7 protein-coding genes are annotated in these 10,460 nt (G+C 76.8%); 5 read left to right on the forward strand and 2 right to left on the reverse strand.

Annotated elements, in window-relative coordinates; translation table 11 throughout:
* Nucleotides 1-127 precede the first annotated feature (127 nt).
* Both ACZ462_RS00280 and ACZ462_RS00285 read right to left on the reverse strand, forming a co-directional pair.
* Entirely contained in the window at nucleotides 128-1,765 is a 1,638-nt protein-coding gene (locus tag ACZ462_RS00280; protein ID WP_467809837.1) for a DUF5691 domain-containing protein, read from the reverse strand.
* Nucleotides 1,766-1,962: 197 nt separating this feature from the next.
* Entirely contained in the window at nucleotides 1,963-3,087 is a 1,125-nt protein-coding gene (locus ACZ462_RS00285) for a hypothetical protein (RefSeq protein ID WP_467809836.1), read from the reverse strand.
* Nucleotides 3,088-3,222: 135 nt separating this feature from the next.
* Between ACZ462_RS00285 and ACZ462_RS00290 the strand changes: the two genes are divergently transcribed.
* From ACZ462_RS00290 to sucD, 5 genes are all read left to right on the forward strand, one after another.
* Nucleotides 3,223-4,329: an ATP-binding protein gene (locus ACZ462_RS00290; protein WP_467809835.1), complete on the forward strand. Its 1,107-nt coding sequence runs from the start codon at nucleotides 3,223-3,225 to the stop codon at nucleotides 4,327-4,329.
* Nucleotides 4,326-6,734, forward strand: coding sequence for a DUF5682 family protein (locus tag ACZ462_RS00295; RefSeq protein WP_467809833.1), 2,409 nt, complete (start codon nucleotides 4,326-4,328; stop codon nucleotides 6,732-6,734). The genes ACZ462_RS00290 and ACZ462_RS00295 overlap by 4 nt, the downstream gene beginning before the upstream one ends.
* A 52-nt stretch (nucleotides 6,735-6,786) precedes the next feature.
* Nucleotides 6,787-7,983 carry a VWA domain-containing protein gene (locus tag ACZ462_RS00300; RefSeq protein ID WP_467809832.1) on the forward strand — a complete coding sequence of 399 codons (1,197 nt, stop codon included), beginning with the start codon at nucleotides 6,787-6,789 and terminating at the stop codon, nucleotides 7,981-7,983.
* 271 nt (nucleotides 7,984-8,254) lie between these two features.
* Nucleotides 8,255-9,436, forward strand: a complete 1,182-nt coding sequence (gene sucC, locus ACZ462_RS00305; RefSeq protein WP_114053805.1) for an ADP-forming succinate--CoA ligase subunit beta — start codon at nucleotides 8,255-8,257, stop codon at nucleotides 9,434-9,436.
* A 23-nt stretch (nucleotides 9,437-9,459) separates the two neighbouring features.
* Entirely contained in the window at nucleotides 9,460-10,347 is an 888-nt protein-coding gene (gene sucD, locus ACZ462_RS00310) for a succinate--CoA ligase subunit alpha (protein WP_467809830.1), read from the forward strand.
* The last annotated feature ends 113 nt before the right edge of the window (nucleotides 10,348-10,460 follow it).

Here is a 10,460-nt window from a genome sequence, read left to right on the forward strand (position 1 = left end):
AAGCACCTCCAAGGCGGCGGCCTGCCCCTCCCCCCCCCCCCCCCCCCCCCCCCCCCCCCCCCCCCCCTCCCCCCCCCCCCCCCCCAACCCCCCCCCCCCCCCCCCCCGCCGCCCGGGTGTCGGCGCGTCACACGGCGGGCTCCGGGGCGAGTTCGGCGAGCATCGCCGCGCGCAGCCGCAGGGTGGCCGTCAGCCGCTGGAACGCCTCGGCCCAGTACGCGCCGGCGCCCGCGGCCCCACCGGCGTCCGCCGGCTCCGCGGCGGCGGTGAGGGACTGCAGCCGGTCCGCCTCGGCCGGGTCGAGGCAGCGCTCCGCCAGCCCCATCACTCCGCTGAAGCTCCACGGGTAGCCGCCCGCCTCCCGCGCCGCGTCGAGCGCGTCGACCACGGCCCGGCCGAGCGGCCCCGCCCACGGCACGACGCACGCCCCGAGCAGCTGGAACGCCTCGGACAGCCCGTGCGCGCCGACGAACCGGGCCACCCACCCGGCCCGTTCCCCCTCCGGCAGGACCGACAGCAGCCGGGCCCGCTCGGCGAGCGAGGCCGTGCCCGGCGCGGTCGCGGTCGGCGCGGCCGGCGAGCCCAGCAGCGCCGCCGCCCACTCCGGATCCCGCTGCCGGACCGCCGCCCGGCACCACGCCGCGTGCAGCTCCTCGGCCCAGGCCTCGCCGCCGGGCATCGGCAGGGCCACGATCGCGGCGGCGTCCAGCCCCCCGAAGCGGTCCCGCCAGCAGGACAGCGGCGCCGCCTCCACCAGCTGGCCCAGCCACCAGGAGCGCTCGCCGCGCCCGGCGGGCGGCCGTTCGGCGACTCCGTCGCGCAGCATGCCCGCGTCGCACCCGGCCGGCGGGGCCACGCCCTGCGGCCCGACGCAGGCGAGCGCCCGCCGGGCCATCCGCAGGGCCAGCGCGGACTGCGGAAGCGCCGACAGCAGCTCCGCGGCGGTCGCCCGGACGTTGCGGCTCCGGTCGTCCAGGGCTGCCTCCAGGAACGGCTCGTCGCCGGCGGACAGCCCGACCCGCAGCGAGTCCAGGAACATCAGCCGGTCCTCGGCGCGCTCGGCGGCCCAGGTCGACGACAGCAGCCGGACCGCCGCGGCGGGATCGCGGGCCCGTACGGCGCCCAGCAGGCCCGCCCGCTCCGCGAACAGCCCCTCCTGCCACAACTGCCGTACCGCGGCGGCGTCCTCCGGGTCGGGCAGCCCCCCGCCCGCCCCGCCGCGCAGCGCGAACCGCCAGTCGGGGTTGAGCCCGGCCAGCCACGTTCCGCGCGGTCCGGCCAGGGCCAGGGCATGCGGCCGCAGGTCGCTGCGGGCCCGGGCCGCGTCGAGCAGCGCGGGCAGCAGCGCGGCGGGCGCCCGGTAGCCGTGCCGGCCGGCCGCCGCCAGCCACTGCGGCAGCAGTTCCGCCAGGTCCGGTGCGGTCCCCCGCCGCCCGGATCCGGCGCCCGCTCCCGCCCGGCCGGCCAGCAGCTGGGCGAGCCGCTGCCGGGCGGGCTCCGGCGGCTCCGGCCGCGGATCCGCCGGTGCGGGTTGCGGCCGGGGCGCCGCCGCGGCGGGCCGGAGCCCGGCGCGGCGGCGCAGCGTGTGCACGGCCGCCGCGTCGAGCAGCTCGTGCGGGCTGCCGCCGCGCCGCCCGGTGCCGAGCAGCGCCGCCCCGACCAGCTCCCCCCAATCCCCCCAATCCCCCCGATCCCCCCGATCCCCCCGGTCCGCCCAGGCCTCCGCGGCCTCCCCGTGGCGCCCCTCCCCGGCCGTGGCGGTCATCGTGCCCCCTCCCTCTCGGTGTTCCGTGCTCCGGTCCCGCCCCCTCCGCGGGACCGGAGCGGCCTGTCGTCGTCGTATCCGGCCTTTCAGCTGGCGTGGTTGTCGTTCATGACCGAGCCCCCCGGCTTGTCGTCCTTGCACACGGACGCCCCCGCGCCCGTGCTCCCTCCCCTGGTGCAGCCCCGGCCCCGGCCCCCTCAGCCGGTCAGGGCGACCGGCTGCGGGCAGCCGGGCTCCCAGGCCGTGAGCGGTGTGAAACCGCGGTGTCCGCATTCGCCGAAGACGGTGACCGGCCCGCCGCCCGACAGGGCGGCCAGCTGCCACAGCCCGGCCTGCGGCCGGTCCCCGCCGGAGGCGACCGGCAGGGCGCCGCCGCCTTCGGCGTCGGCCAGCTGCCAGCCCCGTTCGCCCGGTACCGGGACCACGGGGCCCAGCACGACCGGCCAGGACTCAAGCCACGGGTCCTCCCGCAGCGCGGCCCCGTACGCGTCGAGCGCCGCCCCGGTGCCGACCCCCTCCGGGGCCTGCAGGCACGGCGCCCCCGCGCCGCACCCCTCCGGGAGGTCCGCGCGCAGTCCCGCCGTCCCGGGGCGGAAGCGGGCCTCCGCCTCCACCACCCGTCCGACCGGCAGCGCGAGCCGCGGCGGCCGCCCCGGCGGACCGAAGTCCAGGACCAGGGCCGGTCGCCCGCCCACCGTCCCGCGCAGCCATGTCCGGCGGGTGGTGAGCCGGCCGTCCGGCGACACCGAGTCGTACTGGGCCAGCACCAGCCAGCGGTCCCGTACGGCCTCCCCCTCCGCGGCGGTGTCCGGGAGCCCCACCCTGCTCCGTACCACCGCGGCGAGCGGCTGCGGCAGGCCTGCCAGACCGAGCCATCCCCGGTTCAGCAGGTGCAGCAGCGCGCCCTCCTCCAGCATCCGGGCGGGCCAGCCGGGGCCGCAACCGGGTATCTCCCCCCACTCCCTCACCCGGGCCGCGAGCCCGGGCGCCTGGGCGTCGACCATGCGCGCCGCGGTCTCCTCCCAGGCCGCCCGTCCCGCCTGCTCCCGGCCGGCCAGTCCCTCGCGGACCAGGTCGGCCAGGCGCTGCTCCAACTCCGCGACCCCGGCGCCGATCCGGGCCGCCCTCCGCTCGGCCCGGCGCCGCGCCGCCTCCGGGTCCGCCGGCGCGGCTCGCGCCCCCGAAGCCCGACCGGAAGCGGAACCTCCGATCCGGGTCTGCGGACCTGCCTCCCCCCGCCCCGGGCCGTGCGCCCCCGACGGGGCGTCACGAGCACGGGACGGCACCTGCTCCATGGTGTGGCGGACCTGTTGGTCAGTCATGGGAACCACCGTAGGGACCCGCACTGACAATCGCCCTGACCTGCAACAACCCTGCGTGGGAGGCCCGTTGTCAGTGGCGTGGTGCACCGTGGGTGCAGCAGTCGTCGGACGGCTGCGGGACATCGGAGGGGGACGATGGACACGCACGGGAACGGCACCGGCGCCCAGGCGCTGCGACCGCACGCCGAGGACGCCTTCGCGCACGAACTGAAAGCCCTGGCCGCCGCCGACGACCGGCCCCGCCCGCCCCGCTGGAAGCTCTCCCCGTGGGCGGTCGCCACCTACCTCCTCGGCGGCACCCTCGCCGACGGCACCGCCGTCACCCCGAAGTACGTCGGCCCCCGCCGCATCGTCGAGGTCGCCGTCAGCACGCTCGCCACCGACCGCGCGCTGCTCCTGCTCGGCGTCCCCGGCACCGCCAAGACCTGGGTGTCCGAGCACCTCGCGGCCGCCGTCAGCGGAAACTCCACCCTGCTCGTCCAGGGCACCGCCGGCACCCCCGAGGAGGCCGTCCGCTACGGCTGGGACTACGCCCGCCTCCTCGCCCGCGGCCCCGGCCGCGAGGCCCTCGTCCCCAGCCCGGTCATGCGGGCCATGGCCGAGGGGGCGACCGTCCGCGTCGAGGAGCTGACCCGGATCCCGGCCGACGTCCAGGACTCGCTGATCACCATCCTGTCCGAGAAGACCCTGCCCATACCGGAGCTGGGGCAGGAGGTGCAGGCCGTCCGCGGCTTCAACCTCATCGCCACCGCCAACGACCGCGACCGCGGCGTCAACGACCTGTCCGGCGCGCTGCGCCGCCGCTTCAACACCGTCGTGCTGCCGCTGCCCGCCACCGCCGACGCCGAGGTCGACATCGTCGCCCGCCGCGTCGACCAGCTGGGCCGCGCCCTCGACCTGCCGCCCGCGCCCGACGCGCTGGCGGAGATACGCCGCGTCGTCACCGTCTTCCGCGAGCTGCGCGAGGGCGTCACCGGCGACGGCCGCACCAAGGTGAAGACCCCGAGCGGCACCCTGTCCACCGCCGAGGCCATTTCTGTCGTCACCCACGGGCTGGCCCTCGCCGCCCACTTCGGCGACGGCGTGCTGCGCCCGTCCGACGTGGCCGCGGGCGTCCTCGGCGCGGTCGTCCGGGACCCGGCCGCCGACCGGGTCGTCTGGCAGGAGTACCTGGAGGCCGTGGTCCGCGAGCGGGACGGCTGGCAGGACTTCTACCGGGCCTGCAGGGAGGTGGCGCCATGAGCCCGGCCGCCCCGCCCGCCCGGCGGGGGCCGCTACTGCTGGGCGTCCGCCACCACGGGCCCGGCTCGGCGCGCGCGGTCCGGGCCGCCCTGGACGCCGCCCGGCCGCCGGCCGTGCTGGTCGAGGGCCCGCCCGAAGGCGACGCCCTGCTGCCGTTCGCCGCAGACCCGGCGATGCGGCCGCCCGTCGCGCTGCTCTCGCACGCCGCGGACGACCCCGGCCGGGCCGTGTTCTGGCCGCTGGCCGCGTTCTCCCCGGAGTGGGCCGCCATCCGCTGGGCGCAGGAGCAGCGGCCGCCCGTCCCCGTGCGGTTCATCGACCTGCCCGCCGCCCACACGCTCGCCGCCGATGCGGAGCCCGGGGAGCCGCCGGGCGGCGCCGCGCGGCCCGACCCGCTCGGCGCGCTCGCCGCGGCCGCCGGGTACGGGGACCCCGAGCGCTGGTGGGAGGACACGGTCGAGCACCGCGGCGGACCCGGCGCGGACGCCGCCGACCCGCTCGCCGCGTTCGAGGTGCTCGGCGACGCCATGGCGGCACTGCGCGAGGCCCACCCGGAGGACGCCTCGGGGACGATCGGCGGCCGCCCCCGCGACCTGGTCCGCGAGGCCCACATGCGGCAGCGGATCCGGGCCGCCCGCCGCGAGTTCGGCGACGGCTGCGCGGTCGTGTGCGGCGCCTGGCACGTCCCGGCGCTGCGCGCCGCGGCCACGGCCGCCGCCGACAGGCGGCTGCTGGCCGGCCTGCCCAGGACCAGGGTCGAGACAGCCTGGGTGCCGTGGACGCACCGGCGGCTCGCCCGTACCGGCGGCTACGGCGCCGGTGTCGCAGCGCCCGGCTGGTACGCCCACCTGGACGCCGCCCCCGACCGTCCGGTCGAGCGCTGGATGGCCAGGGCGGCCGCTCTGCTCCGGGAGGAGGACCTGCCGGTCTCCCCGGCGCACGTGATCGAGGCGGTCCGGCTCGTCGGCACGCTCGCCGCGGTGCGCGGCCGGCCCGGGCCCGGCCTCGCCGAGACCCTGGACGCCGTCCGGGCGGTGATGTGCGACGGCTCCGACGTGCCGCTGGCGCTCGTCGAGGACCGCCTGGCCGTCGGCGACGTCCTCGGCCGGGTCCCCGACGGCGCGCCCGCGGTGCCGCTGCAGCAGGACCTCGCCCGGCAGCAGCGCTCGCTGCGGCTGAAGGCCGAGCCGCAGGAGCGGGAGCTGGAACTCGACCTGCGGGGGCCGACGGACGCGGCCCGGTCGCTGCTGCTGCACCGGCTGCGGCTGCTCGGCATCGGCTGGGGCTGCCCGGCGGCCTCCCGGCCCGGCACCGGCACCTTCCGCGAGGCGTGGCGGCTGCGCTGGGAGCCGGAGCTGGCGGTGCGGGTGGCCGAGGCCGGCATCTGGGGCACCACCGTCCAGGCCGCGGCCGCCGCCAGGGCCGCGGCGGACGCGGCGGCCGCCCGGGAACTCGCCGAGGTGACCGCGCTGGCGGAGCGGTGCCTGCTGGCCGGGCTGCCCGAGGCGCTGCCGCAGGTGCTGCGGGCCCTCGCCGACCTGGCGGCCCTCGACACCGACGCGGCCCGCCTGGCGCAGGCCCTGCCCGCGCTGGCCCGCGCCCTGCGGTACGGGGACGTCCGGGGCACCGCTGCACCGGCCCTCCGCGCGGTGGCGCGCGGACTCGCGGAGCGGATCTGCGTCGCCCTGCCGCCCGCCTGCGCCGGCGGCCTCGACGCCGATGCGGCAGCCGGGATGCGCGGGCACGTGGAGGCGGTGCACCGGGCGGTCGGCCTGCTGGACGACGAGGAGCTGGGGGAGCGCTGGGCGGCGGTCCTCGCCGCGCTGGGCGCCCGGGACGCCGTGCCCGGGGCGATACGGGGCCGGGCGGTCCGCCTGCTGCTCGACGGAGGGCGGCTGCCCGCGCCGGAGGCGGCCCGGCTGATGGGGCTGGCGCTGTCGCCGGCGGCCGCCCCCGCGGACGCGGCCGGCTGGATCGACGGCTTCGCCGGCTCCGGCGCCGGCGGCGGCACGCTGCTCGTCCACGACGACCGGCTGTTCGGCCTGGTCGACTCCTGGCTCGCCGCGGTCCCGGCGGCCGCGTTCACGGACGTGCTGCCGATGCTGCGCAGGACGTTCGGGGCGTACGAGCCGGGGGTGCGGCGGACGCTCGGCGACCTGGCCCGGCGCGGCCCCGGCGCCCGGCGCACGGCGGCCGGCGGGGGACCCCCGGAGGGCTTCGCCGCGGAACTCGACACGATCCGCGCCGCCGCCGCGGCCGACGTGGCCCGCCTGCTGCTGGAAGCCGCCGACCGGCCCGCCCCGCAGCCGCGCACGGCCGACGGCCCGGCGCACCCGGAAGCCGGCGGGACGGAGACGTGCCGGCGGGGCGCCGACCGGAAGACGACGGGGGGACGGCGCGGATGAACGGGACAGGGCGGCGGGGCGCCGGCCGGACGACGACGGGGAGATGGTGCGGATGAAGCAGTCGGACGGTGCCGAAGGTGCCGCGGCGGAGGGGGAGCGGCTGCGGCGGTGGCGGCTCGTGCTCGGCGGGACCGGCGGCGACGGCACGGGCTGCGTGTTGGCCGGCCGGGACCGGGCCATGGACGATGCGCTGGGCGTGCTGTACGACAGCAGCGCCGGCAGCGCCGGCAGCGCCGGAAACGGCGGCTCCCGGCGGGCGGCGGGGGAGCGGTCCGGCGGGCTCGGGGGCTCCGCGCCGGCCGTGGCCCGCTGGCTGGGCGACATCCGCCGGTACTTCCCCGCCCCCGTCGTGCAGGTGATGCAGCGCGACGCCATCGACCGCCTCGGGCTGTCCGCGCTGCTGCTGGAGCCGGAGATGCTGGAGGCCCTCGAACCGGACGTGCACCTTGCCGGCACCCTGCTGTCCCTGAGCGCGGCCATGCCGGAGACGACCCGCGAGACGGCGCGGGCCGTCGTCCGCGGCGTCGTCCGGCAGCTGGAGGAGCGGCTCGGCTCCCGCACGCGGTCCGCCGTCACCGGCGCCCTCGACCGCTCGGCCCGCACCGCCCGCCCGCGCCGCGCCGACATCGACTGGGGCCGCACCATACGCGCGAACCTGAAGAACTACCTGCCCGAGCAGCGCACCGTGGTCCCCGAGCGGCTCGTCGGGTACGGCCGGTCGGCGCACTCCGTGCGGAAGGAGGTCGTCCTCTGCATCGACCAGTCCGGGTCCATGGCCCCCTCGGTCGTCTACGCCTCCGTCTTCGGCGCCGTCCTGGCCTCCATGCGGTCGCTCTCCACCCGGCTCGTCGCCTTCGACACCTCGGTCGCCGACCTGACGGACCGCATCGACGACCCGGTGGACGTCCTGTTCGCCGCGCAGCTCGGCGGCGGCACGGACATCAACCGGGCCCTGGCCTACTGCCAGTCCCGGATCACCCGGCCCGCCGACACCGTCGTCGTCCTGATCAGCGACCTGCACGAGGGCGGCATACGCGGCGAGATGGTCAAGCGGGTCGCCGCGATGCGGGCGGCCGGGACCGCGTTCGTGGCGCTGCTGGCCCTGTCCGACGAGGGCGCCCCCGCCCACGACCGGGAGCAGGCGGCGGCCCTCGCCGCGCTCGGCGTGCCCGCCTTCGCCTGCACGCCCGACCTGTTCCCCGAGGTGATGGCCGCGGCGATCGAGGGGAGGCCGCTGCCCGCGCCCTGACCGGGAGCCCGTACCGCCGGCGGTAAATGGTCAGATCGCACGAATTCGCAGCTCACCGGTCGGCCGATCTGTGAGGGGAATCACCGCGCCGGTGTGATCTGCGATTTAGGGCGGCAGGTGTCCCGGGGATAACCTGCGAGACGGACATGCCGCGTCCACGGTCACCGTGTGCGCCTCCCTTGTGACAGAGCCGTCACGTTGCCCTCCGCGGCACGCCCACGCAGACAACCGCGAATCACTGCGAATCTTTGAAGACAAGGGACGGACGCGCGTGGACCTGTTCGAGTACCAGGCGAGGGACCTCTTCGCCAAGCACGGTGTACCGGTGCTGGCCGGTGAAGTCATCGACACGCCTGAGGCGGCTCGCGAGGCCACCGAGCGGCTGGGCGGCAAGTCGGTCGTCAAGGCGCAGGTGAAGGTCGGCGGCCGCGGCAAGGCCGGCGGCGTCAAGCTCGCCGCCACCCCGGACGAGGCCGTCGCCCGCGCGACGGACATCCTGGGCATGGACATCAAGGGCCACACGGTCCACAAGGTGATGATCGCGGAGACCGCTCCCGAGATCCTCGAGGAGTACTACGTCTCCTACCTGCTCGACCGCACCAACCGCACCTTCCTGGCCATGGCCTCGGTCGCGGGCGGCATGGACATCGAGGAGGTCGCCGCGACGACCCCCGAGAAGCTCGCCAAGGTCCCGGTGAACGCCAACGAGGGCGTCTCCATCGAGAAGGCCCGCGAGATCGTCGCCCTGGCGCAGTTCCCGGCCGAGGTCGCCGAGAAGGTCGCCGAGGTCCTGGTCACCCTGTGGAAGACCTTCGTCGCGGAGGACGCGCTCCTCGTCGAGGTCAACCCGCTCGCCAAGGTCGCGTCCGGCGAGGTCATCGCCCTCGACGGCAAGGTCTCCCTGGACGAGAACGCGGAGTTCCGCCAGCCGTCCCACGAGGAGCTCGTCGACAAGGCCGCCGCCAACCCGCTGGAGGCCGCGGCCAAGGAGAAGGGCCTCAACTACGTCAAGCTCGACGGCGAGGTCGGCATCATCGGCAACGGCGCGGGCCTCGTCATGAGCACCCTCGACGTCGTCGCGTACGCCGGTGAGAACCACGGCGGCGTCAAGCCCGCCAACTTCCTGGACATCGGCGGCGGCGCCTCCGCCGCGGTCATGGCCAACGGTCTCGAGATCATCCTCGGCGACCCGGACGTCAAGTCCGTCTTCGTCAACGTCTTCGGCGGCATCACCGCCTGCGACGAGGTCGCCAACGGCATCGTCCAGGCCCTCCAGCTGCTCAAGGACAAGGGCGAAGAGGTCACCAAGCCGCTCGTCGTCCGCCTCGACGGCAACAACGCCGAGCTCGGTCGCAAGATCCTCTCGGACGCCAACCACCCGCTGGTGCAGCGCGTGGACACCATGGACGGCGCGGCCGACAAGGCCGCCGAGCTCGCTGCGGCTGCGAAGTAAAGGGACGAGGTCACAGACTCACCATGGCTATCTTCCTCAACAAGGACAGCAAGGTCATCGTCCAGGGCATGACCGGTGCCACGGGCATGAAGCACACCAAGCTGATGCTCGCCGACGGCACGAACATCGTCGGCGGTGTGAACCCGCGCAAGGCCGGCACCTCCGTCGACTTCGACGGCACCGAGGTCCCGGTCTTCGGCTCGGTCGCCGAGGCGATGGAGAAGACGGGCGCGAACGTCTCCGTCCTCTTCGTCCCGCCGGCCTTCGCCAAGGCCGCCGTCGTCGAGGCCATCGACGCCGAGATCCCGCTGGCCGTCGTCATCACCGAGGGCATCGCGGTGCACGACTCCGCCGCCTTCTGGGCGTACGCGACCGCCAAGGGCAACAAGACCCGCATCATCGGCCCGAACTGCCCGGGTCTGATCACTCCCGGCCAGTCCAACGCCGGCATCATCCCGGGCGACATCACCAAGCCCGGCAAGATCGGTCTCGTGTCGAAGTCCGGCACGCTGACCTACCAGATGATGTACGAGCTGCGCGACATCGGCTTCACCTCCGCCGTCGGCATCGGTGGCGACCCGGTCATCGGCACCACGCACATCGACGCCCTGGAGGCCTTCGAGGCCGACCCGGAGACCGAGCTCATCGTCATGATCGGCGAGATCGGCGGCGACGCCGAGGAGCGCGCGGCCGACTTCATCAAGGCGAACGTGACCAAGCCGGTCGTCGGCTACGTCGCGGGCTTCACCGCCCCCGAGGGCAAGACCATGGGCCACGCCGGCGCCATCGTCTCCGGCTCCTCCGGCACCGCGCAGGCCAAGAAGGAGGCCCTCGAGGCCGCCGGCGTCAAGGTCGGCAAGACGCCGACCGAGACCGCCAAGCTGGCGCGCGAGATCCTCAGCAAGGCGTAGCTGCCGCCTCGCGGCGCCGCCGGGCGGCACCGCGGAAGCGTACGGGGGGGGGGGGGGGGGGGGGGGGGGGGGGGGGGGGGGGGGGGGGTGGGTGGGTGGGGGGGGGAGGGGAG

The sequence above is a fragment of the Streptomyces sp. NPDC031121 genome, assembly GCF_055570615.1.